Genomic DNA, 26,604 nt, shown 5'->3' with positions numbered 1-26,604 from the left:
TTTCCGGGAGACCCGCTTGAGCAACGACCACGGCAAACAGGACCTGCCCGACCAGGGGTTGGGCGAGATCGCCCGGCACTTCGTCAGCGCCCGCCAACACGGCCAATCCCTGCCGGATTTCCCGGGCACCATCCCGGAAGACCTCGTCACCGCCTATCAGGTACAGGACCAGGCCATCGCGCTGTGGGACGACCAGGTGGTCGGCTGGAAGGTCGGCTACATCGCCGCCGAACGCCGCGACGGGTCTGGCGATGACCGCCTGCTGGGCCCGATCTTCGCGCGCCAGCTCTGGAATGCTACCGGTGGAACAGTCGAGATTCCGGTGTTCGTCGGTGGCTTCGGCGCGGTCGAAGCCGAGTATGTGATCCAGCTGCAGGAAGACGCTCCGGCGGACAAGCTGCACTGGACGCCGGAAGACGCCGAGGCACTGCCCGCCAGGCTCTTCATCGGCGTCGAGGTGGCGAGCAGCCCGTTGGCGACGATCAACAAGCTCGGCCCGCGCGTGGTGGTGTCGGATTTCGGCAACAACAACGGCCTGGTGCTGGGCACCGAAATCGCGGACTGGACCCGCCTGGACGATGCCGACCTGCGTGCGGAGACCCGCATCGAAGGCCAGGTGGTCGGTACCGGTGGCGCCACCCTGCTGCCCGGCGGCCTGCGCACTGCCTACGCGTTCGCGTTGGCCCGTTCGGCGCAGCGCGGCCGACCGCTGAAGGCGGGTGATCTGATCGCCAGTGGCAACGCCACCGGCATCCATGACATCGCCGTGGGCCAGGAAGCATTGATCCGTTTCGTCGGTTACGGCGACATTACCTGCAAGGCCATCGCCGCCGGTTGACCGCGCGGACATGGCGAGCACGCTTGGGAGGGCGCAGATGTTCACTCGCAGAAGTATCCTGGCTACCAGTCTGGGCGCGCTTGCCGCGCCCGCGCTGACGGCCTGTTCACGGTCGTCCAACGCCGCACCGGCCGGTGCGCAGCTGTTGACCGCCACCGACGTCCACGTTGCCGACTACCCCACCGTCACCGCGGTGAAATGGATCGGGCAGACGCTGGAAGAAAAAACCGGCGGCCGGCTGCGGCTGCGCCAGTACCACTCCGGCCAGCTGGGCCGTGAGTCCGAGGCGATCGACATGGCCCGCTTCGGCGTCATCGACATCACCCGCGTCTACTCCGGCGCGCTCAACAACGCGTTTCCGCTGACCCAGGGCCTGTGCCTGCCGTACGTGTTCGAGTCGGTGGCGCACATGCGGCGCGCACTCGATGGCGGCGTCGCCGATACGGTCCTGCAGGGCTTTGAAACCCGCGATCTGGTCGGTCTGGCGATCTACGATTCCGGCGCGCGCTGCTTCTACAACACCAAGCACCCGATCGTGGAGCCCAAGGACCTGCACGGCCTCAAGCTGCGCGTGGCGTCTTCGGACATCTTCATCCAGCTGATGCGGCTGCTCGGTGCCAACCCGACCCCGATGTCGCTGGGCGATACCTTCTCGGGCATGGAAACGCACATGATCGACGGTGCGGAAAACAACATGCGCAGTTTCCATTCCAGCCGTCATTTCGAGGCCGCGCACTACTGGTCGCAGAGTGATCACTCCTACGCGCCGGACGTGCTGCTGATGTCGCGGCAGAGCTTCGATGCGCTGAGCCCGGCCGACCGCACCCTGGTGATCGAGACCGCGCGTGAATCGGTGCAGGTGATGCGCGAGCAGTGGGATGCCTCGGAAAGCACCGCGCGCCAGGCCGTCGCCGACTTCGGCATCACGTTCAACGAGGTCGACATGCCGGCCTTCCGCAAGGCCGCCGACCCGCTCCTGCAGCGTTACCTGCAGCAGCCGGAGCTGGCCGCCCTCACCCGTCGCATCCGCGACTTCGCCTGAGGCCCCGACGCGATGTCCGACTCGACTTCCGACACCATCATCACCCCCAGCGCGCCGCAGCGCCTGCTCAACCTCATCGCCGATGTGGCGATCTACATCGCCGTGATCGCCCTGCTGGGCCTGGTGGTGGTGCAGGGCTGGCAGGTGTTCGCCCGCTACGTGATCAATGATTCGCCCAGCTGGACCGAGCCGGTCACGCTGCTGCTGCTCGCCACCGCGATGAGCCTGGGCGCGGCCACCGGCGTGCATACCCGCCGCCATTTCGGCTTCTTCCTGCTGGCCGCGCACATGGGCCCGGGTCTGCGCCGCGCGGTCGATGTGTTCGCCGCGCTGGTGGTGGCCGTGCTGGGCGTGGTCATCGCCTGGTGGGCAGCCGTGCTGCTCATGGACGGCCTGGACATCAAGGCCGCCGGTGCCCACCTGCCGCAGAGCATCAACTACCTGCCCCTGTCGATCGGTGGCGCGCTGATGGCGATCTTCGCCGTGAACCAGATGGCGCTGGCCGTACGGCCGGCCGATGCCGTTGCCGAGGGAGATCGCTGAGTCATGGGTATTACGATTCTTTTCACCGTGTTCGCGGTGCTGTTGCTGCTCGGCGTGCCGGTCGCGTTCGCGCTCGCCGCCGCCGCCCTGGCCACCCTGTGGTACCTGGATCTGCCGACGCTGGTGCTGGTCCAGCAGATTTCCGCCGGCACCGGTTCGGCCTCGCTGATCGCCATTCCATTGTTCATCTTCGCCGGCGAAATCATGATGCGTGGCGGCATCTCCGAACGCCTGATCTCACTGGCGTCCTCGCTGGTTGGGCGCATGCGCGGTGGCCTGGGCCAGGTCTCGATCCTGTCCTCGCTGTTCTTCGGTGGTGTGTCCGGTTCGGCCATCGCCGACGTCTCGGCGGTCGGCGGCACGATGATCCCGCAGATGGTCAAGCGCGGTTACGACCGTGACTTCGCGGTCAACGTCAGCATCACCGCCGCGCTGGTCGCGCTGCTGGTGCCGCCGTCGCACAACCTGATCCTGTTCTCGGCCGCGGCCGGTGGTGGCCTGTCCATCGCCGATCTGTTCGCGGCCGGTATCGTGCCGGCGCTGCTGATGACCGTTACCCTGATGGTCACCGGGTATGTCGTGGCCCGTCGCCGCGGCTACGGCGTGGAAATCTTCCCGGGCTGGCGCGCGGTGCTGCTGCGGCTGGTCTCGGCCCTGCCCGGCCTGGGCCTGGTCGCGCTGATCTTCATCGGTATCCGCGCCGGCATCTTCACCGCGGTGGAGAGTGCGGCGATTGCCGTCGTCTACGCGCTGCTGGTGACCACCGTGCTGTATCGCCAGCTCGACTGGCGCGAGTTCCTCGGCACGGTCACCCATGCCGCGCGCAGCACGGGCGTGATCCTGTTCGTGATCGCCACGGCGGCCGTGTTCGGCTGGCTGCTGGCGTATCTGGAAGTGCCGTCGGCCGCGGTCAACTTCCTGCAGTCGTTCGCGCACAGCCAGTTCATGGTGCTGTTGATGATCGTGGTGATGTTGTTGCTGCTGGGCACCTTCATGGACCTGGCGCCGATGATCCTGATCTGCACGCCGATCTTCCTGCCGGTGGCCAAGGCCTACGGCATCGATCCGATCCACTTCGGCCTGGTGCTGGTGCTGACCGGTGGCCTGGGCCTGGTGACGCCGCCGGTGGGCTCGGTGCTGTTCATCGGTACTGCGATCGGCAAGATCAGCGTCGGTGAGAGCATGCGCTCGATCTGGCCGTTCTGGTTCGCTGCGCTGGGCGTGCTGTTGATCGTCACCTTCTTCCCGGACATGTCGCTGTGGCTGCCTGCCCTGCTGCGCGCGTAAGCGTGCGACGGCTCGCAGCCCCGCGCTGGATCGCCCTGCCCTGCACTGTCATGGCGCAGGGCCAGGATATCCCGCTGGGGTGCTTCCAGCAGGTCCACGATACGTAACGGGAGAAACACGATGCAGTTGAGAAAGACCCTGGCGAGCTTCGCCACCGCCTGCCTGCTGCTGGCCGGCGCCGGCCACGCCGCCGAGCCGGCCACCGCCTGGAAGCGCGGGATCGAGAACCAGCGCCAGGCCGATCTGGGCAACGGCACTTTCCTCAATCCGGTGTTCGCCGGTGATCGCCCGGACCCTTCGGTGCTCAAGGATGGCGAGGACTACTACCTCACCCTGTCCTCGTTCGATGCCTACCCCGGCCTGCCGATCTGGCACTCGCGCGACCTGGTCAACTGGCAGCCGCTGGGCCATGCCATCACCAGGAATGTCGGTGCGATCTGGGCCCCGGATATCGTCAAGCACGGCAGCCGCTACTACATCTATTTCCCCGCCCGTACCGGCGAGACCCGCAGCAACTTCGTGGTCTGGGCCGACAGCATCAAGGGCCCGTGGAGCGAGCCGATCGACATCGGCCTGGGCGGCTATATCGACCCGGGCCACGCGGTGGGTGAAGACGGCAAGCGTTATCTGTTCCTCAGTGGCGGCGACTACGTGCAGCTGGCCGATGACGGCCTGAGCGTGGTCGGCACGCCCAGGCACGTCTACGACGGCTGGAAATACCCGGAAAGCTGGGATGTGGAGGCCTATGCGCAGGAAGGCCCGAAGATCAACTTCCGCGATGGCTGGTACTACATGACCACCGCCGTGGGTGGCACCGCCGGCCCGCCGACCGGGCACATGGTGATCACCGCGCGCTCGCGCTCGATCCACGGCCCGTGGGTGAATGCGCCGAACAACCCGATCATGCGCACCCGGTCGGCCGCCGAGCCGTGGTGGTCGCGCGGCCATGCCACGGTGATCGAAGGCACCGACGGGCGCTGGTGGATGATGTACCACGGCTACGAGAACGGGTACTGGACGCTGGGCCGCCAGGCGCTGCTGGAGCCGATCGAATGGACCGCCGATGGCTGGTTCGTGGCCAAGGGCGGCGACCTCGGCCAGCCGCTCGCCAAGCCGTCGGGTACCTCGGTGGGCCAGCACGGCATGGCGTTGTCTGATGACTTCCGCGGCAAGACCCTCGGCGCACAGTGGTCGTTCTTCAACCCGGCCCAGGACGAGTACAAGCGCCTGGCCTTCACCGGCAAGGGCATGGAGCTGCAGGGCAAGGGCAGCACCCCGCGCGACAGCTCGCCGCTGACCGCCATCGCCGGCGACAAGGCCTACCAGTTCGAGGTCGAGATGGAGATCGCCCCGGGCGCGGTGGGCGGTGCCCTGCTCTACTACAGCGACCGCCTGTACGTGGGCGTGGGCAGCAACGGCGAGAAGTTCATCATGCACCGCTACGGGGAGGAGCGCCCCACCCGGCTGGCCCCCAGCGCCACCGGTGGCAAGCTGTGGCTGCGGGTCACCAACAACCGCCATATCGTCACCATCCACTCCAGCACCGATGGCAGAACCTGGCAGAAGTACCCGGTTCAGATGGAAGTCTCCGGCTACCATCACAATGTGGCGGGCAAGTTCCTGGCCCTGAAGCCGGCGCTCTATGCTGCCGGTGACGGCAAGGTCCAGTTCCGGAATTTCCGCTACCGCGCCCTCGATTGAGCTCCCCGCTAGAATCCCTTGACTCATCCCCGGTTTGAACGACATGTCATTGCGCAGCAAAACCGATCCGTCGCCACACGGATTGACCAAAGGCAAGGCCGCCACGATCAACGACATCGCGCGTCTGTCCGGGGTATCCAAGAAGACCGTCTCGCGCATCATCAACAACTCGCCGCTGGTGCGTAAGGACACGCGCGAGAAGGTCGAAGCACTGATGCGCGAGGTCGGCTACACGCCGGACCCGCTGGCCCGCGGCCTGGCGTTCCGTCGCTCGTTCCTGATCGGGATGGTGTACGACAACCCGACCGCGCAGTACATCGTGGACATGCAGTACGGTGCGCTGGATGCGTTGCGCGGCTCCAGTTTCGAGCTGGTCGTGCATCCCTGCGATTCACGCAGCCCCGGCTATATCGACGGCGTGCGCCGCTTCGTGCAGCAGCAGAAGCTGCACGGTGTGATCCTGGTGCCGCGTGCGTCCGAAGACCAGGCACTGGTCGACATGCTCGATGAAATCGGCTGCCGCTTCACCCGCATCGCCTCGCTGCCGCTGGACGATACCTCGCAGATGGTGGTCACCCACGATCGTGATGGCGCCGCCGAAGCAGCCGATTACCTGCTCTCGCTGGGCCACCGCGACATCGCCCTGGTGACCGGCCCGAGCGCGTACCGCTCGGCGCACGAGCGGACGGCCGGCTTCATCGATGCGCTCGCCAAGCGCGGCATCGAGCTGCCGCCGGCACGCATCGTCGAGGCCGGTTACACCTTCGAATCCGGTGTCGCCGCGGCCGAGAAGCTGCTGCTGGGCAAGCAGCGCCCGACCGCCATCTTCACCGGCAACGATGAAATGGCCGCCGGTATCTACAAGGTCGCGCTGCGCGCCGGCATCAACATCCCGCGCCAGCTCTCGATCATCGGCTACGACGACAGCCCGCTGGCCTCGCGCCTGTGGCCGTCGCTGACCTCGGTGCGCCGGCATACCCGCGACACTGGCCGGACCGCCGCCGCGATGCTGATCCAGCCCGATGGCCAGGCCGTGATGCAGCACGCCAGCGTGCGCCCGCACCTGATCGTGCGCGATTCCTGCCAGCCGCCCGAGGATTGACGCGCGCCGCGATGGCAACGACGCGCGTTCATGATGAACGCGTCGCCACGCGCCCGTGCAATCGGTTGCCGATCGCACGGCTTTTCTGACATGGACACCACGCCGGGCCCGCCCCGACCTATCGTGCGCTGCAAAATGACACCGGTTTACCAACTGGCTACAATCACCTGAAATCGTGCCGGGGCCGACGCATCGCCCCACCCCTGCTCTGGAGACGCCATGTACTGCAAGACCCATTACGCCACCCATCCCGACGCCATCAAGGGCGCCAGCAATGACGACCTGCGCGATCTGTATCTGCTCGATGGTCTGTTCAACGCCGATGCGGTGACCCTGAAGTACACCCACTACGAGCGCTTCGTGCTCGGCGGTGCGGCCCCGGTCAACGGCCCGGTCTCGCTGCCCAGGCAGACCGAACCGGCCTCGGCCGCAGGGCATGCCTTCCTCGAGCGCCGCGAGCTGGGCGTGATCAACGTCGGCGCCGGCAGCGGCACCGTCACGGTCGATGGCACCGTGTTCAAGCTCGGGCCGAAGGATGGTCTGTACGTGGCCATGGGCAGCGAAGACGTTGTGTTCGCATCCGATGACGCCGCCACCCCGGCGCAGTTCTACCTGGCCTCGACCCCGGCGCACGCGCGCTTCGAGACCAAGGCGCTGTCGATCAAGGACGCCGTGGCCCTGGACCGTGGCGCGCTGGAAACCAGCAACGAGCGCACCATCTACCAGTACATCGTGCCGGCCACCTGCCAGTCCTCGCAGCTGCTGCTGGGCCTGACCGTGCTCAAGCCGGGCAGCGTCTGGAACACCATGCCGCCGCATCTGCACGACCGCCGCAGCGAAGTCTATTTCTACTTCGACCTGGGCCAGAACGACCGCGTGTACCACTTCATGGGCGAGCCGGACGCGCAGCGCCACATCGTCATCCAGAACAACGAAGCCGTCGTGTCGCCGCCGTGGTCCATCCACATGGGCGCCGGCACCAGCAACTACGCCTTCATCTGGGCGATGGGCGGCGAGAACCTGGATTACACCGACATGCACGTGCTGGACATCTGCCAGCTCAAGTGACCCCGACGCGCCGCCGGCATCGCGCCGGCGGCGTCTGTTACGCATTGGACAAGGACTACATACGCAATGGCTAATCCGTTCAGTCTGGAAGGGAAGGTCGCCCTCGTCACCGGTGGCAACACCGGCCTGGGCCAGGGCATCGCGGTCGCATTGGCGCAGGCCGGTGCCGATGTCGCCGTGGCCGGCATCCAGCCGCCCACCGAAACCATCGCGGCCATCACCGCGCTGGGCCGCCGCTGCCTGGCGATCGAAGCGAACCTGATCAGCATCGAGCCGGTCGAGCGCGTCATCCGCGAAACCATCGAAGGCCTGGGCGGCCTGGACATCCTGGTCAACAACGCCGGCCTGATCCGCCGTGCCGATGCCGTGGACTTCAGCGAGCAGGACTGGGACGACGTGATGAACGTCAACATCAAGTCCGCGTTCTTCATCTCGCAGGCCGCCGGCAGGCATTTCATCGCCCAGGGCCGCGGCAAGATCATCAACATCGCCTCGATGCTGTCCTTCCAGGGCGGTATCCGCGTGCCGTCGTACACGGCCAGCAAGAGCGGCATCGCCGGCATCACCCGGCTGCTCGCCAACGAATGGGCCAGCAAGGGCATCAACGTCAACGCGATCGCCCCGGGCTACATGGCCACCGACAACACCGCCGCGCTGCGCGCCGATGAGGACCGCAACAAGTCCATCCTCGACCGCATCCCGGCCGCACGCTGGGGCACCCCGGAAGACCTCGGTGGCACCGCCGTGTTCCTGGCCTCCAGCGCCTCGGACTACGTCAACGGCGCGGTGCTGCCGGTTGATGGTGGTTGGCTCGCTCGGTAACACCATCGCTACGCGCTGGCGCTCCCACGATCTGCGCTGCAGATCGTGGCCTCCGGTAGTGCCGGCCGCTGGCCGGCAGCTCTCCACCCAGGAGCATGACCATGCTGCGTTTGCTGCTGTCCCTGTCGCTGCTGCTTGCGGCCCCTAACGCGCTATGCGCCCCGCACCGCATCTTCATTGCCGGGGATTCCACCGCCGCCGGGTACGGCCCGGAGCGCGCGCCACAGGCCGGCTGGGGCCAGGCCCTGCAGAGCTATCTCGATCCCGCTGTGTGGGAGGTCCGCAACCACGCCAAGGGCGGCCGCAGCACCCGCAGCTTCATCGATGAGAAACGCCTGGACGCGATCGCCGCCGAGCTCCAGCGCGGTGACGTGCTGCTGATCCAGTTCGGCCACAACGACGCCAAGTTCGAAGACCCCACGCGCTACACCGATCCTGCCGTTGCCTACCCGCAGTTCCTGATGCGCTACGTGCAGCTGGCCCGCGACAAGGGCGCCACGCCGGTGCTGATCACCCCGGTGGCGCGGTTGCTGTACGACTTCGGGTCGCTGCTGGATACGCATGGCGTGTACACCCAGGCGGTGAAGCAGCTGGCGACCCGCGAGCAGGTCGCGCTGATCGATCTCAACGACAGTTCCACGCGCTGGATCCGCGCGCTGGGCGAGCAGGGCGCCAAGCCGTACTTCCTGTTCGTGCCCGAGCAGAACAAGGCCGACGGCACGCACTTCAGCGTGGCCGGTGCGACGGCGGTGGCGTGCCTGGTGATGCGCGACTGGGTGGCGTTGCAGCCGGCGATGAAGCCTGCGCTGAAGCGCGACATCGACTGCGAGGTACGCAGTGCAGGGCAGGGCGGCGATGCCGCGATGCCCTCGCGTGTCGTGCACGAACGCGACATCGCGGTGACCCAGCCGGGTCCGCATGGTGGGGCGGGGCCGACCACGGCGTATCCGTTCTTCGCCGAGGACATGGATATCCCGTTCGTTCTTCGCAAGCGTGTGTTGCACAAGGGCGCGGGGATCGGCCTGCATCCCCAGCACAAGCACGAGATCTACTACATCGTCAGCGGGCAGGGCAGCTACGTGCTGGATGGGAAGCAGTACGACGTGGCGGCGGGGGATGCGCTGCTGACGCGGGTGGGCAGCTCACATGCGCTGCAGCAGGTGGGGGAGCAGGATCTGGTGGTGCTGTTGGCGTATCCGCGTTAGGAGGCGGCCGGACTGAGCCCAGCCCTGGAGGCCCTTAACCTTCAGAAGCGCTTTCAAGGTTTGAAGGATAGATATCTAAACTTCAAAAGCGTACAGTGCTTTTGAAGCTTAGGCGTCCAGGAGGCTCCCCATGCGTCGGGAAGACATCGCGGTTCACTTGCGGCAGTACCTGGTGCCGGTCGAAGGCCGGCCGCATCTGCTGGCCATGACCGCCCCGCCTACACCGCGCAGGCTGCCGCCAGGCCACTCGGGGAGCCGAGAGCTGTTGATCAGCGCCAACGCGGCGCTGGCACGGCTGGATCAGGCGATGCGGCAGTGGTCGTCCCCCGATCTGGTGACGCGCACGCTGGCGCGGCGCGAAGCCGTGCAGAGCTCGCAGATTGAAGGCACCCGCACCGATCTGGACGAACTGCTGGTGTATGAGGCGACGCTTGGCCTGGACGGCCTGCCGCCCGACGTTGTTGTCACCGAGCGCTATGTGCAGGCGCTGCAGGACGGCCTGGAGGCGGTCCGGGAAGGAGGCAGGTCCGCCATCAATCTTGGGCTGGTGAACCATCTGCACGCCGTGCTGATGCAGGACATGCAGGACGATTTCCCGAAGGGCAGGTATCGCCAGGAGCAGGCGGTGATCGGTCCGTTGGGCGGACGTGCTGAAGATGCCCGCTTCGTGCCTTCGCCGCCGGCCCGGATCGGCGATGCGATGCAGGAACTGGAAGGGCAGATGCTGCAGTACCAGCCGGCGGAGGATGAACAGTTCGAGCTGAACATCCTTGCGCAGATCGCCATCGCGCACGCCCAGTTCGAAACGATCCATCCCTACAAAGACGGTAACGGGCGCACTGGGCGGCTGCTGATGCCGCTCATTCTTGCGGCCGAGGGATACCCACCGTTGTACCTCTCCGGTGCGTTGTTGCGCAGCAAGGATGCCTACTACGATGCACTCAACCAGGTGCAGGCCAAGGGCAACTGGGCGCCGTGGATGGACATGGTGTCAAAGGCGGTGGTGGAGTCGGCGAACGATGCCATCGCCATCGCCGAGGACATGCAGCAGCTCGTGGCCGACTGGTCCGGACAGGTGAGCGGCTATCGTGCAGACGCCGTCGCGCGCCGACTCCCCGCGCTGCTCGTCGGCCACCCGGTGGTAACCGCCTCGCAGGTTGCCTCGCTGCTGGGGGTATCCAACCGCTCGGCGCTCACCGGCATCTATGCGCTGGAGAAAGAGGGCATTCTGGCGACAGGCAACGAGCGGAAATGGGGACGGACCTACTACGCACGGGCCGTCCTCAACCGACTCAATCAGCTCCCGCTGCCGCCCCAGCAACGTCCGCGCTGAAAAGCAGCCGACCAACGGTCGGCTCTACCGATCAGACATCGCCGCCGTCTTCCCAGCCTTCCCCCGTGCCCTTCTGGAACACACGGTCACCGTCCTGCACCTCACCGGCCGGCAGATGCTCCCTGGCCTCCAGCGCCGCATAGATCGGGGTGAAGTCCGGCGCGGTCGCCTCCATCAACTGCTCGAAGCTGTCGATGACGAAGTAGGTCTTCTGGAAGGTGTCGATCCGGTAGCGGGTGCGCATGATCCGCTCCAGATCGAAGCCGATCCGGTTCGGCGCCGCCGACTCCAGCGAGTACAGCGATTCGCCCTTCGATGACACGATGCCGGCGCCGTAGATGCGCAGGCCCTCGTCGGTGTTGATCAGGCCGAACTCCACCGTGTACCAGTACAGGCGGGTCAGGTGCTGCAGCGCTTCCGGACCGATCGCATGCGCCTTGACGCCGCCGCGGCCGTAGGCGGCCATGTAGTCGGCGAACACCGGGTTCATGAGCAGCGGCACGTGACCGAACAGGTCATGGAACATGTCCGGCTCGGCGATGTAGTCGATCTGGTCCGGGCGGCGGATCCACCACGTCACCGGGAAGCGGCGGTTGGCCAGGTGGTCGAAGAAATCCAGCTCCGGCAGCAGGCCTTCCACTCCGACCAGGGTCCAGCCGGTGGCGGCGCCCAGCACTTCGTTGAGCTGGTCGAAGCGCGGGATCATGTGCGCGCTCATCCCCATCTCGTCCTGCGCGTGCAGGAATTCCTTGCTGGCACGCCCTTCCAGCAGCGCGCGCTGGCGCTGGTACAGCGTGCTCCAGGTGGCGTGGTCGTCGGCGGTGTAGCTGTCCCAGGGCTGTTCCACGATGGCGGTGGTATAGACCGGCACGTATCCCTTGTCGGTCTGCTGGTGTTCGACGCGGCGGGGGGCGGTGGCGGTTTCCATCGTGGTGGTCTCCTGGGAAGTCATCTGTCGATGCTAGGGCAGGGCGCGCGCAAGAGGTTTGCAAAGTTGCGCGGATATGGCCTTCTGGCGCAAGATCATTGCGTCCACCTCATGTTGCGGGGCAGCAATGACCGGAATTGCCCAGTTCGACCGCACGGATCTGCGCTTGCTGGCGGAAATCCAGCAACACGGCCGCGCGACCAACGCCGAGCTCGCCGCTCGGGTGAACCTGTCCCCGTCCGCCTGCCTGCGGCGCGTCCAGCGGCTGGAGAGCGAGGGCGTCATCGCCGGGTATGGCGCGCGCCTGGAGCCGCGCCAGATCGGCCTCGGCCTGCAGGCCTTCGTCCGGGTGCAGCTCGAGAAGCACGACCAGCACGCCATCGGCGTGTTCGCCGACAGCGTGCTGATCTGGGATGAGGTGGTGGCCTGCCATGCGCTCACCGGCGACATGGACTACCTGCTGCACATCTATGTGCGCGACCTGGAGCACTTCTCCAGCTTCCTGCTCGACAAGCTGCTCAATGCCGCCGGCGTGGCCGACGTCAATTCCAGCTTCGTGCTGCGCACCGTGAAGGACTTCCGCGCGCTGCCGTTGTCGCAGCTGGAATGACGCGGATCGCCCTCCCGATCGCACGGTAGAGCCGACCGTTGGTCGGCTTCGTGGAGACCAGAGCCAGGAGCAGCCGACCAACGGTCGGCTCTACCGGTGGCGGGGCTTCAGCCCTCGCACTTTTCCTTGCGCCCCATCAGCCGGCCCACGCGCGAAGGCTCATCGCACTTCGGCTTGGGCGGCGGCGGGGCCAGCGCGGCAGCACGCGCCTTCTGCAGCTGCTGGACCTTGGCGCGGATCTGCGGCATCGCCGCCATCGCGGCCTTCTCACCTTCCAGGATCGCGTTGTTGCGCTGGCCGAAATCGGCGGCGCCGATGTCGAGCACCTTGGGCCGGATGATCACGTCCGCGCGTGCCAGCTCCTGCTCGCCCAGGCGCTGGCCCATGATCGAGATCGACTGGTTGACGATCCCGAGCATGCCGGTCGGCGCCTTGCCGCTGGCCTTGCTGGAGATGTCCACGGCGATCACGAAGTCCGCGCCGAGCTGGCGCGCCGCATCCACCGGCACCGGGCTGACCACGCCGCCGTCGATGTAGTTGTATTTGCCGATCTTCACCGGTTCGAACACGCCCGGGATGCTGCTGGAGGCACGCACCGCCTGGCCGACGTTGCCGCGCACGAACACCGTGCGTTCGCCGGTTTCCAGCTGGGTGGCGACCGCGGCGAAGGGCTTGCTCAGCTTTTCGGCGGGGCGGTTGTCGACCTGCGCATTGACGTAGTCCTGCAGCTTCTGGCCCTGCACCAGGCCGCCGGAGAACAGGCGCACGTCGCGGATGCTGGCTTCATCCAGGGCCACCGCCCTGGACTGCATCTGGAACGCGTCCATGCCGCTGGCATACAGCGCGCCGACCACGCTGCCGGCGCTGGTGCCGGACACCACCACCGGCTCGAAGCCGTTGGCCTCCAGCATCTTGATCACGCCGATGTGGGCGAAGCCCTTGGCCGCGCCGCCGCCCAGCGCGATGCCGATCTTGACCGGCTTGGCCGGCGTCACCGGAACGGCCGCCGGCGGCGGGGTCGGGCGCACGGGATCACCGCCGCAACCGGCCAGCAGGCCGAGCAGGGCAACGGACAGCGTCAGGCGGGTACGGCGCAGTGAAGTCATCGGCGTGGCAACGTGAATGGGCATCGAGGGCCGCCAGCATACCGAAGCGGTGGCAGGCCGGCAGGGGTAATGAATAGCGGTTGTTTGCGGCGCTGTTGTTGTACTGCAACAATTGTCTGGTAGCGCCGGTCCACCACCCCTCCCAACACAGCCTAAACGCCATGTTCCCGAACCGCACTGCCCACGGCCGTTTCCCGTCCGTGCACCCGCTCGTTGTCGCGCTTGCCGCCCTGCTGCCATTGACGGCCGCAGCCCAGGACGCCCCCGCCACCAAGGATCCGGTCGCCCTCGATACGCTGCAGGTCACGGCGCAACGCCGCGTCGAAAACGCCAAGGATGTGCCGGTCTCGATCTCGGCGATCCAGGGTGAAAAGCTCGACGTGCTCGGTTCGGCCGGCGATGACATCCGCTTCCTGTCGGCGCGTGTGCCCAGCCTGAACATCGAATCGTCCTACGGCCGTGCCTTCCCGCGTTTCTACATCCGCGGCCTGGGCAACACCGATTTCGACCTCAATGCCTCGCAGCCGGTGTCGCTGGTGTATGACGACGTGGTGCAGGAAAGCCCGCTGCTGAAGGGCTTCCCGCTGTTCGACCTGGCCGGCGTGGAAGTGCTGCGTGGCCCGCAGGGCACGCTGTTCGGCCGCAACACCCCGGCCGGCGTGGTGAAGTTCGATTCGGCGCGTCCCTCGCAGGATGCCGACGGGTACATCAAGGTCGCCTACGGCAGCTACAACACCTGGAATACGCAGGGCGCCTACGGCGGCCCGCTGACCGACCGCTGGTCGGCCCGCGTCTCTGCGCTGTACCAGCGCCGCGACGACTGGGTCACCAACACCCGCCAGGGCGCACCGGCGCAGGGCTTCGAAGGCTATGACGAAGCCGCCGCCCGCGTGCAGTTCCTGTACGAAGGCGACGACGTCGAAGCGCTGTTCAACCTGCACAAGCGCAAGCTCAACGGCACCGCGCGCCTGTTCCGCGCCAACATCCTCAAGCCGGGTACCAACCAGCTGGTCGAGAACTTCGACCGCGATGAAGTCTCCACCGATGGCCAGAACTTCTCCGACCTGGAAACCTGGGGCGGCAGCGCGCGCCTGAAGTGGGACCTGGGCCGCGTGACGCTGCACTCGATCACCGGCTACGAGACCGCCGAATCGCTGAACCATGGCGACATCGACGGCGGTTACGGTGCCAGCTTCCTCGGCGCCGGCAACTACGGCCCGGGCAACATCCCGTTCGCCTCCGAATCGGCCGATGGCCTGCCGCACCACCGCCAGTGGACCCAGGAATTCCGCGTGGAATCCAATGAGTGGGGCCGCTTCGACTGGCAGGCCGGCGTCTTCTACTTCGATGAAGACGTCACCATCGACAGCTTCAACTACGACTCGCTGACCCCGGGCAATCCGCAGACCGGTCACGCCGTGCAGCAGCAGCGCAACAAGGCGTGGGCCGCGTTCGCCTCCGGCGATGTCGACGTGACCGAGCGCTTCAAGCTGCGCGGTGGCGTGCGCTACACGCAGGACAAGAAGGACTTCAGCGCCAGCGTGCTGCAGGCCGTGCCGTTCGGCACCCCGGTCAGCGGCCCGTACATCGCCAAGACCGACGTCAACGACGTCAGCTGGGACCTGAGCGGCGTCTACCAGATCACCGACAACCTCAACGCGTACGCCCGCGTGGCCAAGGGCTTCCGCGCACCGTCGATCCAGGGCCGCCTGGCCTTCGGTGGCGTCTCGCAGGCCGATTCGGAGAAGGTGATCTCGTACGAGGCCGGCATCAAGGCCGACCTGTTCGACCGCCGCGCCCGCCTGGGCTTCAACGTGTTCCGCTACAACGTCGACGGCCAGCAGCTGATCGCCGTGGGTGGCACCAACAACACCGCGACCCTGCTCAACGCCGACAAGACCATCGGCCAGGGCGCCGAGCTCGACTTCGAAGCCTACCTGACCGACCACGTCCTGCTGACCCTGGGCAGCAGCTACAACGACACCGAGATCAAGGACAAGGATCTGGCGGTGGCGATCTGTGGCGGCGGCTGCACCATCACCGACCCGACCACGGTCATCGATGGCGGCACCTACGCGCTGGTCAACGGCAATCCGCTGCCGCAGGCGCCGAAGTGGATCCACAACCTGACGTTGCGCGCCGGCTTCCCGGTCAACGATGCCAGCGAGTTCTACGTCTACACCGACTGGGCCTACCGCAGCGAAGTGAACTTCTTCCTATACGAGTCGCCGGAGTTCCGCAGCCGCTCCTCGCTGGAAGGTGGACTGCGCCTGGGCTACAACTGGGATTACGGCCAGTACGACGTCGCCGTGTACGGCCGCAACCTGACCGACCAGGTGCGCGTGGTCGGCGCGATCGACTTCAACAACCTGACCGGCTTCCTCAACGAACCGCGCACGTTCGGCCTGGAGTTCACCGCGAAGTTCTGATGCATGTCATGCGGTAGGTGCCCACCGTGGGTGGGCACGCTGTTGAAACAGAAACGGCGCGGAGAAATCCGCGCCGTTTTTGTGTGTGCCGCCATCGTCGCGCCGATCGCCGACCGCCGACCGTCGACCGTTGTATCGGTAGTGGCGGGCGCCGGGCCGCGGACCCCCGGGGCGCCGCCCCAGAGGCGGCCCCCGCGGGGCCCCCCCAACCTTGCCGCCGCCCGGCCCCGCCCCCGGCACTACCTCTCCCTGCGGCCTTACAACGCGCTCGCCGGCCGCACCTTCAACACCGCTTCCTCGGCCGCACAATCCCGTGCCGAATGCAGCCCCGCCCTGCGCGCCGCGGCGATCTCCTTGCGCGCCGCCAGCAGGTCGCTGTTGAACGCGGGGTTGTCATGCAGGCGTGCCACGGCAGCCGCGCCCATGAAACGGCCTTCCAGAATGTCGCTCTGCCAATGCACGTTGCAGACCAGGCGGCTCTCACCGTAGTTGCGGCCGCGTGCCTGGATCGCATCGGCGCGGTCCGGCGCGATCTCCGAGAGGATCAGCGCCCACGCCCAGCCGATCGAGGTGTGGCCGGAGGGATACGAACCGTTGCCGCGCAGGTCCTGCTCGTCTTCCGGCGAGCAGGTGGGCTCACCATTGACCATGAACGGCCGCGCGCGCTGGTAGTGCTTCTTCGCGGTGCGGGTGGCCGCGCTGGCATCGATCCGGCTGCGTTCCAGCAGGCGGTACAGGGCCGGCGTCTTCACCGCGTCCACATCGACATCGATCGCGCACGAGAACTGGTTGGCACCGGCCGGGAAGGCGAGTTCGGCGTCGCGGTGTGCCTGCTCGAAGCGCGGGCTGCCGCGCAGGGCACGGGCTTCACGGCTGACCTGTTCGTCCAGCGCGAAGCCGGCCGAGCCGGCGGCCGGCGGCGCCGGTACCAGCGCCAGGCTCGCCGGCACGGCAGCGCCCTGCAGGTAGCCGACGGCCTTGGTGGTGACCGAGGCTTCCACCGCCGTAGTGCGCGGCGCCGCCGTCGACGAGCAGCCGGCGAGGGCGGCGAGCAGGGCGGTCGCCAGCATCGGGCGAACGGCAGCGGAGCGCAGGGACGAGGACATCGGCAGGTCTCGAAGAAGAGGGGAGCGGCATGATCGCAGCTTCATCCTTCAACGACAGCGGCCGTTCGTCATCCGGCCAGATCCGGCATGGCGCGCCCTCGGGCAGCGCTTAGCCCGCGAACGCACTCAACCGGCCGGCCTGTTCCACCACCCGGATCGGGCCGCCGAACAGCGCGGACAACGGCGCATCGCGCAGCAGCTCGGCACGCGCACCATCGGCGAGGATTTTGCCGCCGCGCAGCATCACCACCCGTTCGATCTCGGGAATGATCTCCTCGATGTGGTGGGTCACCAGCACCAGGGTGATGCCCTGGCGGGCGAGGTCACGCATGGTGGCGATCAGCTGCTCGCGGGCGATCAGGTCCAGCCCGGTGGAGGGCTCATCCAGCAGCAGGGCCTGCGGCCGGTTGACCAGCGCGCGGGCGATCAGCACGCGCCGGGTTTCCCCGGCAGACAGCTCGGCATAGCCGCGCTGCAGCAGGGGCAGGGCACCGGTCATGGCCAGGGTTTCGCGCGCGCGGTCGCGCATCTCCGCGCTCACTTCACGGAAGGCCGGCACCACGAAGCTGGCGAAGAAGCCGGTCAGCACCGCTTCTTCCACGGTCAGCCCGGGCATGTCGGAGAGGTTGCTGCTCAGATCGCCGGTGACGATGCCGAGCTGCGAGCGCAGCCGGTCGACCTGCCAGCGGTTCTGGCCGAGCACGCGCACCGCCACCGTGCCATCGCCATGCGCCAGCGGGTAGAGCTCGCGGGTGATCAGCTTGATGAAGGACGACTTGCCGCAGCCGTTGGGGCCGAGCAGGGCGGTGTGCTGGCCCTGTTCGATGCGCAGGCTGAGATCGTGCAGGACCCGGACCTGGCCGCGGATGACACAGGCGCGGTCGAGCTCGATCAGGGGGACGGGGGAGGCCGGCACCACCGGCGAGGCTGCGACTGTCATGAATGCGGGGGCATGCTCACGAAGGTAAGGGAAGAACTGAATGACTGCGCAAAAATGGCATCAGAGGGATGAAGTTTGCAACGTCAGGCCCCATCATGTCCGAAGGTAGCCCTGTTTCCTTGACGGCCGACTGCGGCCCGGAGTCCTGCGATGTTCGATACGCTCCTCAACTTCCTGACCGGCGGTGTCGTCGGCCTCGGCTGGTGGGGCATGGGCCTGGTGCTGCTGGTGTTCACCCAGCTGACCATCTTCGCCGTGACCCTGTATCTGCACCGCAGCCAGGCGCACCGGGGCGTGGATTTCCACCCGGTCATCGCGCACTTCTTCCGCTTCTGGACCTGGCTGACCACCTCGATGATCACCAAGGAGTGGGTGGCGATCCATCGCAAGCACCACGCCAAGGTGGAGACCGATGAAGACCCGCACAGCCCGGTGACCAAGGGCATCGGCATGGTCTTCTGGCGCGGCGTGGAGCTGTACCGCGAGGCCCGCGCGATGCGCGCGGACATCGAGCAGTACGGCCGTGGTGCCCCGGACGACTGGATCGAGCGCCACCTGTACACCCCGCACGCCAATCTCGGCCCGGTCGCGCTGCTGGTCATCAACAGCGTGCTGTTCGGCCTGCCCGGCGTGGCCCTCTGGGCGATCCAGATGGCGTGGATCCCGTTCTGGGCCGCCGGCGTCATCAATGGCCTGGGCCACTGGTGGGGCTACCGCAACTTCGAATCGGCCGACACCTCCACCAACCTGACGCCGTGGGCGTTCTGGGTGGGCGGTGAAGAACTGCACAACAACCACCACGCCTTCCCGAGCTCGGCGCGCTTCTCGATGCGTCGCTGGGAGTTCGATATCGGCTGGGCGGTGATCCGTGGCCTGCAGGCCCTGCGCCTGGCCAAGGTGCTGCGCGTGGCGCCGAGCATGGACGTGCGTCCGAACATTGCCGTGCCGGATGCTGAAACCCTCAAGGCCCTGCTGTCGCATCGCTTCCAGGCGATGACCGACTACCAGCGCAACGTGTTCGTGCCGGCCCTGCGCGAAGAGGCCGCGATGGCCGGTGCCAAGCTGCGCAAGCTGCTGCCGCGTCGCATGCGCCGTGGCCTGGTCAACGACGGCCGCTGGCTCAAGCCGGATTGCCGCGCCCAGCTCAGCACCTGGGTCGAGCAGCGCCCGCGCATCCGCGTGCTGGTTGAACACCGCGCCCGCCTGGCCGCCCTGCTTGAAGCGCGCGGCAACGACGCCGCCGAGCGCCTCAAGCTGCTCCAGGCGTGGTGTCATGAAGCCGAAGCCAGTGGCATCGCCGCGCTGCAGAACTACGCCGCGCGCCTGAAGGGCTACGCACTGACGGCACACTGATCGATGCGCCTCCCGCCCGGGAACGTATCCGCGAAACGCCGCCTTGTGCGGCGTTCTGCGTGTCTGGGCCTGGCCGTTGGCCTGCTCGGCGCGACGGCCCATGCGCAGGTCACCGATACCGGCAGTTACCTGCAGCGCATGGACACCGACGGCGATGGCCGGGTCAGTGTGGAGGAGTACGTGCAGTGGCTGCTGTACGCCTTCGATCGCATGGACCGCAACGGCGATGGCGTGCTCGGCGCCGATGAGCTGCCCGGTGGCAAGGGCCCGCCGATCACGCGCGAGCAGCAGCGGCAGACGCTGGTCCAGCGGTTCCACAAACAGGATGCCAATGGCGATGGCTATCTGAGTGCGCGCGAACTGGCGGCACCGCCGCGCTGAGCCTCGCTCGGACCGTAGCGGGGCAGCGCGCCGCTCTACCGCGGTTCATCGGGGGACGCCTTAGAATTGCGCCATGCCCGAGCTCCCCGAAGTAGAAACCACCCGCCGCGGCCTTGCGCCGCATCTGGAAGGCCGTCGCGTCCACGGCGTGATCCTGCGTCGCCCGGATCTGCGCTGGCCGATCCCGCCGGAGGTCAGCGAGCAGCTTCCCGGCCAGGCCATCGAGGGCGTGCGCCGCCGCGCCAAATACCTGCTGCTGGATACCGCCGTGGGCAGCGCCGTGCTGCACCTGGGCATGTCCGGCAGCCTGCGGGTGCTGCCCGGCGATACCCCGGTGCGGGCGCACGACCACGTGGACATCAGCCTGGACAACGGCCGGCTGCTGCGCTTCAACGACCCGCGGCGGTTCGGCAGCCTGCTCTGGCAGCCCGCCGGGGAGACCCATCCGCTGCTGGCCGGACTCGGCCCGGAGCCGCTGGATGAGGCGTTCGACGGCGACTATCTGTTCGCCCGCAGCCGTGGCCGCAGCGCCTCGGTGAAGACCTTCCTGATGGACCAGGCCATCGTGGTCGGCGTCGGCAACATCTATGCCGCCGAGAGCCTGTTCATGGCCGGGATCAACCCGCTGCGCGAGGCCGGGCGGATCTCGCGCGAGCGCTACCAGCGCCTGGCCGACGCGGTGAAGCAGATCCTGACCCACGCCATCACCCGCGGCGGCACCACCCTGCGCGATTTCATCAATCCGGACGGGGCGCCGGGCTACTTCGAGCAGGAACTGCTGGTCTACGGGCGTGAAGGCGAGCCCTGCCGCCAGTGCGGCCGGCTGCTCCGCCACGCCACCATCGGCCAGCGTGCCAGCGTCTGGTGCGGGCACTGCCAGCGCTGAATCGTCGCGCGGCTGTCGCTCCCCCGGCGGTATAGTCCGCCCAACATCACCGGCGGGGGTGTGCGATGGACGAGGGACCGGATATCACCGTGTGGCTGGATTCGGCCCGGGCGGGCGACCGCGCCGCGCTCGACCGGGTGCTGACCCTGCTCTACCACGAACTGCACAGCATGGCCCGCCGGCAGCTGGCGGGGCAGCAGGGACGCACCCTGGATGCCACCTCGCTGGTGCACGAGTCCTACCTGAAGCTGCTCGGCTCCCGGGGAGCGGCGCGCTTCGAGGATCGTGCGCACTTCTTTGCCTATGCGGCCTCGGCGATGCGCAGCGTGGTCGTCGATTACGCACGCAACCGGCTGGCCCGCAAGCGCGGCGGCGATCTCAAACGGGTGGAACTGCCCGAGAACAGCAGCAGCGGCGTGCGCCTGGATGAAGACCTGCTCGCCCTGGATGTCGCGCTGGCACAGCTGCATGCCGTGGATGCGCACCTGGCCAAGGTAGTGGAACTGCGTTACTTCGCCGGCCTCTCCGAACAGGAGATCGCCGATCTGTGCCAGCGCTCGGAGCGCAGCATCCGCCGCGACTGGCAGAAGGCGCGCATGTTCCTGCTGGCCTCGGTCGGGGAGTCCTGAACAGCCACGCATCGTCCGGGGAGAGGAGCGATGGAGGCGTCACGCTGGCGGCAGCTGTCCTGCCTGCTGGATCAATTGCTGGAACTGCCCGAACCGGCGCGTGAGCAGCGGCTGCTGCGCCTGCGCGCGGAGGATCCCGGCCTGGCCGACGACGTGGAGCGCCTGCTCGCCCACGAGCGCGACAGCCACGAGTTCCTGGCGCAGCCGCTGTGGACCGCCGCGCCCGAAGACAGCCGGGTCGGCACCCGGGTCGGCCCTTACCGGTTGCTGCGTCCGCTCGGTGAGGGCGGCATGGGCGAGGTCTGGCTGGCCGAGCGCGCCGACGGTCTGTACGAGCGCCAGGTCGCCCTGAAGCTGCTGCGCAGCGGCTACGCCGATCCCGGCCTGCGCCAGCGCTTCAGCCGCGAGCGCGAGATCCTGGCCCGGCTGCAGCATCCCAACCTGGCCCAGTTGTTCGATGCGGGCGTGGACCTGCAGGGGCAGCCGTACCTGGCGCTGGCCTATGTCGAAGGCGAGCCGATCACCGATTACTGCCAGCGGCTGGCGCTGCCGCTGGAGCCCCGCCTGCAGCTGATGCTGCAGGTGTGCGCGGTGGTCAGCCACGCGCACGCCAACCTGATCGTGCACCGCGACCTGAAGCCCTCCAACATCCTGGTCACCGCCGACGGCGAGGTGAAATTGCTGGACTTCGGCATCGCCAAGCTGCTGGACGACGACGACGGCAAGCCGCCCGCGCATCCGCCCACCGAAGCGCGCGCCTTCACCCTGCACTACGCCGCGCCGGAACAGGTGCGTGGCGAGCCGGTCTCCACGCTTACCGATGTCTACTCGCTGGGCGTGGTGCTGTTCGAAGTGATCACCGGCCAGAAGCCCTACCGGTTGCGCCGGCACAGCGATGCCGAGTGGGAACGCTCGATCCTGGAGGTGCAGGCACCGCGTGCCTCGTCGGTGATGGCGCGCCTGGCCGCCGCCGGTGGCGAACACGCGGTGGCCGCCAGGCGCCTGTCACGGCGCCTGCGTGGCGACCTCGACACCATCCTGCTCAAAGCCCTGCAGAAGGAGCCGGCGCAGCGCTACCCCTCGGTCGAAGCACTGGCCCAGGACCTGCGCCGTTTCCTCGAAGGCCGGCCTATCCATGCGCGTCCGCAGCACGTGGGCTACCGGCTGCGCAAATACCTGGGCCGGCATCGGTGGGGCGTGGCGCTGGGCAGCGTCGCGGTGCTGGCCCTGCTTGCCCTGGCGCTGACCGCGCTGTGGCAGATGCAGCAGGCGCGCCGCGAGATCGCGCGGGCCCAGGCCATGCAGGATTTCACCGTGGGGTTGTTCGACCGCGCCGCCGGCGTGCGCCACGGCAGCTTCGATCTTCGCCAGCTGCTGGCGACCGGACAGCAACGCGGCGAGGCCGAACTGCGGGATCAGCCGCTGTCGCTGGCCGAGCTGGAAGGGGTGATCGGCCGGCTCCGGATCGGCATGGGCGACTACCAGCTGGCGCTGCAGACGCTGGACCGCCAGCGCGCGCTGCTGGAGGAGGTCGGCGAGGTCCCGCCGACGCTGCAGCTGGAGGCAGTGACCCAACGCGGTCGTGCGCTGCGCATGCTGGGCCGCTCGCGCGACTGCGTGACCCACCTCACCCCGATGCAGTCGCTGGCCACGGAGTACCGCCTGCGGCTGCCGGCGGCCGTGGCCGCGTACCACACCCAGCTCGGCCGCTGCCAGCAACTCCTCGGCTACCGCGACAACGCGCGCGCCGCTTTCGGCCAGGCGCTGGTCCTGCGCCGCGACATCCTCCGCGATACGCCTGGCACCGCTGAGAGCCTGGCCGACCTTGCCGCGCTGGACAGCGACGATGGCCGCGCCCCGGCGGCGCTGGCCGGTTACCGGCAGGCGCTGCAGCTGCTGCAGGCCGATGCCACGATGCGGTACCCGCAGCTGATCGCGCTGCGCCGGCACATGGGCGAGAGCCTGGCCGCGCAGGGGGACCTGGACGCCGCCGAGCAGGCACTGCGACTGGCAGCTGCCGATGCGGTGACGCTGTATGGACCGGACCACCCCGAGACCCTCTCGATCCGCCGCCTGCGTGCCCTGCTGGCGATGCAGCGGGGCGACCTCGAGCAGGCACAGGCCGATCTGCAGCAGATTCATCGCCTCACCCGGCAGGCGCTGGGTGAGCAGCACCGCGATACCGGGCTGACCTGGCACGCGCTGGGCCGGCTGGCCATGGAGCGCGGCGACAGCGCCACCGCCATGGATGACTTCGCCCGGGCCGTGGCGATCTGGCGGCAGCCCGATTGCGTGGGACTGCTGCCGCAGGGCCTGTACGACCAGGGCGAGGCCTTGGCCCTGGCCGGGCATTGGCAGGCCGCCCTGGCCGCGCTGCATGAGGGGCGGCAGTGGCAGGCCGCGCAACGCGGTGATGACGATGCCTCGGTGCAGCAGGCCGACCGCCGCATGGCCGAGCTGGTCAGTGCGCACGGCGACCCGCGCCAGGCCGGGGAGCAGCTGGCCGCGCTCATGCCCCGGGTGGACCGGGCCGGGTCCGCCGGTCCGGCCCTGCAGCGTGCGCTGCAGCTGGCCTGGGGGCGCAACCTGGGCCGCATGGGCCAGACCGTGGAAGCCCGGCGCGCGCTGGCGCCCCTGCTGGTGGGCGACACGGCCGACCCCGAGAGCCGCGCGCTGCGCTGGCGCGCCCGGGCGGCGATGGCCGAACTCGACTGCCGCAGCGCACCGGCGCGTGCCCGCGAGGCGCTGGGGCAGCTCCACCAGACGCTGCAGGCGCAGTTCCCGCAAGGGGGGCAGCTGCTGGCGGAGGTGGACCGGGCACGCCAGGCCTGCGCACCGCCGCAGGTGGCAGCCGGCCTTTGAGCGCGCTGGCTGAACGCTGCGCCGTATTCACTTCGGCGAATTAACGTCTGCGTGCCTATGATGGCCGGCCCTTCCCTGCCATCGCTGCCTGCATGCAACGACGCGACTTCCTCCGCAATGCCTCCGTGGCCCTGGCCGCCTTCGGCCTGCCCGCACTGCCGGCCTGCGCCGCGCAGGGCAACCAGGTCGGCCTGCGCCGGCTCGGCCAGCCGCAGCCGTTCGACTTCGCCTCGCTGAAGGGGCAGGCCCGCGCGCTGTCCCAGGCCGCTTATCAGAGCCACAAGCGCACGCTGCCCGGCCCGGTCGAAGCGCTGGACTGGGACCAGTACCAGTCGATCCAGTACCGCCAGGACCATGCGTTGTGGGCCGACCAGCCCGGCCGCTACCAGGCCAAGTTCTTCCACCTCGGCCTGTACTTCCACTCGCCGGTGCGGATGTTCGACGTCACCGACGGCAAGGCGCAGGAGCTGGCCTATGACGGCGCGGCGTTCGATTACGGCAAGAGCGGCCTGAAGGGCAGCCACCTGCCGGTCGACCTCGGCTTCGCCGGTTTCCGTCTCAACACGCGCAAGGACACCAACCGCGACTTCGCCGCGTTCCTCGGTGCCAGCTATTTCCGCGCGGTCGGCAAGGAAGGCCAGTACGGCCAGTCCGCGCGCGGCCTGGCGATCGATACCGGCATGGGCAAGCCCGAGGAATTCCCGGACTTCATCGCCTACTACCTGGAGCAGCCGGAGGCCGACTCCGACACCCTGGTGGTGTACGCGCTGCTGGATTCGCCGAGCACCACCGGCGCCTACCGCTTCGCGATCACCAACGGTGACGTGCTGCTGATGGACATCGACTGCGCGCTGTACCCGCGCAAGGCGATCGAGCGGCTCGGCATCGCGCCGTGCACCAGCATGTACCAGGTGGGCGAGAACGACCGCCGCATGGCCTGGGACTGGCGCCCGGAGATCCACGATACCGACGGCCTGTCGATGTGGACCGGGGCCGGGGAATGGATCTGGCGCCCGCTGTGCAACCCGCACAACCTGCGCTTCAACATGTTCGTGGACAACAATCCGCGCGGCTTCGGCCTGCTCCAGCGCGACCGCAACTTCGATCACTACCAGGACGACGGCGTCTTCTACGAGAAGCGGCCGTGCCTGTGGGTGGAACCGAAGGGGCAGTGGGGCAAGGGCTCGGTGCAGCTGGTCGAGATCCCGACCGTGGATGAGACCTTCGACAACATCGTGGCGTTCTGGAATCCGGAGGCCAAGCCACAGCCCGGCCAGGAGCTGCTGCTGGGCTACCGCCTGTACTGGGGCGCCGAGCCGCCGGCCCGCACGCCGCTGGCGCACTGCGTGGCCAGCCGTACCGGCCTGGGCGGGGTGATCGGCAAGAAGCGCGCGTATTTCTCATGGCGCTTCGCGGTCGATTTCGAAGGCGGCGAGCTGGCGGCATTGATCGACAAGGGCGAGGTCGAAGCCGTGGTCCAGGTCAGCCGTGGCCGCACCGAGATCGTCTCGGCGCGTCCGCTGCGCGAGATCAAGGGCTACCGCGCCATGTTCGATGTCGTGCCGCCGGAGGATTCCACCGAGCAGATCGACATCCGCCTGTACCTGCGCAGCGGCGGCAAGACCCTCACCGAAACCTGGCTGTACCAGTACAGCCCGCCGCCGAAGGGTGCGCCGGAACGCACCTTGTATTGATCAAAGCGGCAATGGGACCTGTGCCGGGTCGATTCTTCCCTCGCCGCGCGTGATCTTCTTGAACTCCGCGCGGCTCACCGACACGTAGCGCTCGTTGCCGCCGATCTCCACCTGCGGGCCGTCCTGCACCGCGTGGCCGTGCTCGTCCACGCGGACCGTCATCGTGGCCTTCTTGCCGCTGTGGCAGATGGTCTTGATCTCCTGCATCTCGTCGGCCCAGGCCAGCAGGTACTGGCTGCCTTCGAACAGCTCGCCGCGGAAATCGGTGCGCAGGCCGTAGCAGAGCACCGGGATGCGCATCTGGTCGACCACCTCGCTGAGCTGCCAGACCTGGCTGCGGGTCAGGAACTGCGCTTCATCGACCAGTACGCAGCCCAAGGGGCCGTGCGTGCCGATGTCGTCGGCGATCAGCTGCTGCAGGTCGGTGTCCTGCTGGAACGCGATGCCGTCGGCCTTCAGGCCGATCCGCGAGGCGACCACGCCGCGCCCCGCGCGATCATCCAGCCGGGGGGTGAGGATGGCCACGCGCATGCCCCGCTCGCGGTAGTTGTGCGCCGACTGCAGCAGGGTCGTGGTCTTGCCGGCGTTCATCGCCGAATAATAGAAATAGAGCTTGGCCATCGGCCAATTCTAGACGCCCGGCCGCCTCTCGTGGCTGCCGGGCCCATGGGAGCGGACGCTTTCGTCCGCTGCCGGCGATCACCACGCGCCGGCCGGGCGGCCCGCTACAATGCCCCTC

General features: G+C 67.9%; 23 protein-coding genes. 18 read left to right on the top strand and 5 right to left on the bottom strand.

The genetic code is table 11. From position 1 onward, the window contains the following. The first annotated feature begins 16 nt into the window (after positions 1–16). From ABE473_RS03105 to ABE473_RS03060, 10 genes are all read left to right on the top strand, one after another. On the top strand, positions 17–838 hold the full coding sequence (locus tag ABE473_RS03105) for a 2-keto-4-pentenoate hydratase (protein WP_346488457.1): 822 nt from the start codon (positions 17–19) through the stop codon (positions 836–838). Positions 839–875: 37 nt separating this feature from the next. Then, positions 876–1,880, top strand: coding sequence for a TRAP transporter substrate-binding protein (locus ABE473_RS03100; protein ID WP_346488456.1), 1,005 nt, complete (start codon positions 876–878; stop codon positions 1,878–1,880). 12 nt (positions 1,881–1,892) lie between these two features. Continuing rightward, the gene (locus tag ABE473_RS03095; RefSeq protein ID WP_346488455.1) at positions 1,893–2,423 is read left to right on the top strand and encodes a TRAP transporter small permease; all 531 of its coding nucleotides are present in this window, start codon (positions 1,893–1,895) and stop codon (positions 2,421–2,423) included. Between the two features lie 3 nt (positions 2,424–2,426). After that, positions 2,427–3,710 (top strand): TRAP transporter large permease, encoded by a 1,284-nt coding sequence (locus tag ABE473_RS03090; RefSeq protein WP_346488454.1) that lies wholly within the window; start codon positions 2,427–2,429, stop codon positions 3,708–3,710. 120 nt (positions 3,711–3,830) lie between these two features. Beyond that, positions 3,831–5,411: a family 43 glycosylhydrolase gene (locus ABE473_RS03085; protein WP_346488453.1), complete on the top strand. Its 1,581-nt coding sequence runs from the start codon at positions 3,831–3,833 to the stop codon at positions 5,409–5,411. 43 nt (positions 5,412–5,454) lie between these two features. Continuing rightward, positions 5,455–6,513 (top strand): LacI family DNA-binding transcriptional regulator, encoded by a 1,059-nt coding sequence (locus tag ABE473_RS03080; protein WP_121044030.1) that lies wholly within the window; start codon positions 5,455–5,457, stop codon positions 6,511–6,513. Positions 6,514–6,732: 219 nt separating this feature from the next. Then, entirely contained in the window at positions 6,733–7,581 is an 849-nt protein-coding gene (gene kduI / locus ABE473_RS03075) for a 5-dehydro-4-deoxy-D-glucuronate isomerase (RefSeq protein ID WP_179460622.1), read from the top strand. 66 nt (positions 7,582–7,647) lie between these two features. Next, on the top strand, positions 7,648–8,403 hold the full coding sequence (gene kduD / locus ABE473_RS03070; RefSeq protein ID WP_128095343.1) for a 2-dehydro-3-deoxy-D-gluconate 5-dehydrogenase KduD: 756 nt from the start codon (positions 7,648–7,650) through the stop codon (positions 8,401–8,403). Between the two features lie 101 nt (positions 8,404–8,504). Further along, positions 8,505–9,608 carry a GDSL-type esterase/lipase family protein gene (locus tag ABE473_RS03065; protein ID WP_346488452.1) on the top strand — a complete coding sequence of 368 codons (1,104 nt, stop codon included), beginning with the start codon at positions 8,505–8,507 and terminating at the stop codon, positions 9,606–9,608. A 130-nt stretch (positions 9,609–9,738) separates the two neighbouring features. Continuing rightward, positions 9,739–10,941: a Fic/DOC family N-terminal domain-containing protein gene (locus ABE473_RS03060; RefSeq protein ID WP_346488451.1), complete on the top strand. Its 1,203-nt coding sequence runs from the start codon at positions 9,739–9,741 to the stop codon at positions 10,939–10,941. A 31-nt stretch (positions 10,942–10,972) separates the two neighbouring features. Here ABE473_RS03060 and phhA read toward each other — a convergent pair whose 3' ends face one another. Then, positions 10,973–11,869, bottom strand: a complete 897-nt coding sequence (gene phhA / locus ABE473_RS03055) for a phenylalanine 4-monooxygenase (RefSeq protein WP_346488522.1) — start codon at positions 11,867–11,869, stop codon at positions 10,973–10,975. A 127-nt stretch (positions 11,870–11,996) separates the two neighbouring features. Between phhA and ABE473_RS03050 the strand changes: the two genes are divergently transcribed. Next, complete coding sequence (locus tag ABE473_RS03050) at positions 11,997–12,479, top strand: Lrp/AsnC family transcriptional regulator (RefSeq protein WP_123730980.1); 483 nt, start codon at positions 11,997–11,999, stop codon at positions 12,477–12,479. Positions 12,480–12,586: 107 nt separating this feature from the next. On the opposite strand, the gene ABE473_RS03045 is transcribed toward ABE473_RS03050, so the two are convergent. Next, positions 12,587–13,585, bottom strand: coding sequence for a patatin-like phospholipase family protein (locus ABE473_RS03045; protein WP_346488521.1), 999 nt, complete (start codon positions 13,583–13,585; stop codon positions 12,587–12,589). A gap of 161 nt (positions 13,586–13,746) precedes the next feature. Here ABE473_RS03045 and ABE473_RS03040 point away from each other — a divergent pair, with 161 nt between their 5' ends. Further along, a complete protein-coding gene (locus ABE473_RS03040; RefSeq protein ID WP_346488450.1) occupies positions 13,747–16,014 on the top strand; it encodes a TonB-dependent receptor in 2,268 nt (755 codons plus the stop codon). Positions 16,015–16,271: 257 nt separating this feature from the next. On the opposite strand, the gene ABE473_RS03035 is transcribed toward ABE473_RS03040, so the two are convergent. Continuing rightward, positions 16,272–17,120 carry a phosphatase PAP2 family protein gene (locus tag ABE473_RS03035; protein ID WP_346488449.1) on the bottom strand — a complete coding sequence of 283 codons (849 nt, stop codon included), beginning with the start codon at positions 17,118–17,120 and terminating at the stop codon, positions 16,272–16,274. A 109-nt stretch (positions 17,121–17,229) separates the two neighbouring features. Further along, positions 17,230–18,060, bottom strand: a complete 831-nt coding sequence (locus ABE473_RS03030; RefSeq protein ID WP_346488447.1) for an ATP-binding cassette domain-containing protein — start codon at positions 18,058–18,060, stop codon at positions 17,230–17,232. A 150-nt stretch (positions 18,061–18,210) separates the two neighbouring features. On the opposite strand from ABE473_RS03030, the gene ABE473_RS03025 reads away from it, so the two are divergent. The 6 genes from ABE473_RS03025 to ABE473_RS03000 all read left to right on the top strand — a co-directional run bounded on the left by ABE473_RS03025 (position 18,211) and on the right by ABE473_RS03000 (position 25,865). Beyond that, positions 18,211–19,413, top strand: coding sequence for a fatty acid desaturase (locus tag ABE473_RS03025; protein ID WP_176990302.1), 1,203 nt, complete (start codon positions 18,211–18,213; stop codon positions 19,411–19,413). A 3-nt stretch (positions 19,414–19,416) separates the two neighbouring features. Further along, entirely contained in the window at positions 19,417–19,794 is a 378-nt protein-coding gene (locus ABE473_RS03020; RefSeq protein WP_346488446.1) for a hypothetical protein, read from the top strand. A gap of 73 nt (positions 19,795–19,867) precedes the next feature. Beyond that, complete coding sequence (mutM, locus tag ABE473_RS03015; protein WP_346488445.1) at positions 19,868–20,680, top strand: bifunctional DNA-formamidopyrimidine glycosylase/DNA-(apurinic or apyrimidinic site) lyase; 813 nt, start codon at positions 19,868–19,870, stop codon at positions 20,678–20,680. Positions 20,681–20,745: 65 nt separating this feature from the next. Beyond that, positions 20,746–21,309: an ECF-type sigma factor gene (locus ABE473_RS03010; RefSeq protein WP_176990299.1), complete on the top strand. Its 564-nt coding sequence runs from the start codon at positions 20,746–20,748 to the stop codon at positions 21,307–21,309. Positions 21,310–21,339: 30 nt separating this feature from the next. Further along, the gene (locus ABE473_RS03005) at positions 21,340–24,171 is read left to right on the top strand and encodes a protein kinase (protein WP_346488444.1); all 2,832 of its coding nucleotides are present in this window, start codon (positions 21,340–21,342) and stop codon (positions 24,169–24,171) included. A gap of 92 nt (positions 24,172–24,263) precedes the next feature. Then, entirely contained in the window at positions 24,264–25,865 is a 1,602-nt protein-coding gene (locus ABE473_RS03000) for a glucan biosynthesis protein D (protein ID WP_346488443.1), read from the top strand. On the opposite strand, the gene ABE473_RS02995 is transcribed toward ABE473_RS03000, so the two are convergent. Further along, positions 25,866–26,486 carry a thymidine kinase gene (locus ABE473_RS02995; protein ID WP_176990296.1) on the bottom strand — a complete coding sequence of 207 codons (621 nt, stop codon included), beginning with the start codon at positions 26,484–26,486 and terminating at the stop codon, positions 25,866–25,868. Positions 26,487–26,604 lie beyond the last annotated feature (118 nt).

The organism is Stenotrophomonas sp. TWI700, assembly GCF_039673645.1.
Lineage (GTDB): Bacteria > Pseudomonadota > Gammaproteobacteria > Xanthomonadales > Xanthomonadaceae > Stenotrophomonas > Stenotrophomonas maltophilia_AA.
Note: the sequence above shows the minus strand (reverse complement) of the source record. Positions and strands in the feature narration are given on the sequence as shown.